This window comes from Gordonia polyisoprenivorans NBRC 16320 = JCM 10675 (genome assembly GCF_000241325.1).
Lineage (GTDB): Bacteria > Actinomycetota > Actinomycetes > Mycobacteriales > Mycobacteriaceae > Gordonia > Gordonia polyisoprenivorans.
Genome location: NZ_BAEI01000078.1, coordinates 1 through 587, shown reverse-complemented (window position 1 = coordinate 587; position 587 = coordinate 1). Strand labels below are relative to the sequence as shown.

Annotated in this window: 1 protein-coding gene; it reads left to right on the top strand. The window is 60.0% G+C overall.

Annotation, left to right across the window (positions count from 1 at the left end; genetic code table 11):
- The coding region (locus GOPIP_RS22055; RefSeq protein ID WP_006372025.1) for an IS256 family transposase at positions 1 to 528 on the top strand (528 nt) is incomplete at its 5' end.
- Positions 529 to 587 lie beyond the last annotated feature (59 nt).

Genomic DNA, 587 nt, shown 5'->3' with positions numbered 1-587 from the left:
GTGGTGCATCTGATCCGCAACTCGATGCGGTTCGTGAACTACAAAGACCGCAAAGACGTCGCTCGGGCGATTAAACCGATCTACACCGCCCCCGACGCCGAGACCGCCCGCCGCGAGTGGGAAGCCTTCCGCGACTCGGAACTAGGCGCCAAATATCCGAGTGCGGCAATGGCTTTCGACCGAGCCTGGGATCGGTTCATCCCCTTCCTGGCATTCCCGCCCGAGCTGCGCAAAGTCATCTACACCACCAACTCGATCGAGTCGCTGAACTACCAGCTCCGCAAGGTCATCAAGAACCGCGGACATTTCCCCAACGACATCGCGGTCCGCAAACTCTTGTGGCTGGCCATCTGCGACATCGAAGACAAACGAGCCGCTCAACGCCTCAAAGAACGCGGGACCAGGCGGTCACAGCCCCGTAAGGCCCTCGGACGACTGGTCGAGGGACAGGTCGTCACCAACTGGAAGCAAGCCCTCGGACAGCTCGCTCTGGCCTACCCCGACCGGATCGAACCGCACCTCGGCTAAACCCACGGACCACAAGAAAATCAGGAGTCACGTTCTTACACAGACATCTTGACAAGCTC